We start from the raw sequence: 531 nt of genomic DNA, 5'->3' as shown, positions 1-531 counted from the left end.
ATGGAATGGTTCTCGGCGGAAGGGAGGATGGTTTGGGTCAATAAACGAAGACTGGTCACATATGACAGAAAAGACTGTCACACAAGCATTTTCGCATAAACCAACTGTTTCGGGGGTAATACAATCTAGTGGCAATCTCATCATTAACGCTGATACCATTGACAACCATTATAGCTCTATGAGAGCAGGGGGAAATGCCGATATCCACGCTGGTGTGCTGACCAATCTGGGTGCAACGGCTTATAAAAAAACTTATCTGGGTTGTAATGCCAATACGCAGGATGGTTATTGTTATGGCTATAAAGCTGATGGAAGCCGCGATGTTTCTTTAGATATAGCCGATGGCAAGGATCGCCATACTGGTTCAGAAGCTCTTGATGCAGCTCCTGGTCTTGTCCAAGCGGGTGGCACGTTGAATTTGGTGGTCGATCAACTCAATAACACGGCAGCGGAAGGTTCGATTACAGGGGATGCGCATTTTAAAGCACAAGCAGTTGAAGGCAATCCACTGGAGTCCTTAAGTGGTTTAAC

General features: G+C 46.0%; 1 protein-coding gene. It reads left to right on the top strand.

Going from position 1 to position 531, the window contains the following annotated elements; all coding sequences use genetic code 11:
* On the top strand, positions 1-531 hold a 531-nt coding region (locus tag ACFIO5_RS13470), incomplete at both ends, for a hypothetical protein (protein ID WP_375705687.1).

This window comes from Bartonella sp. AA86SXKL, assembly GCF_042196885.1.
Note: the sequence above shows the minus strand (reverse complement) of the source record. Positions and strands in the feature narration are given on the sequence as shown.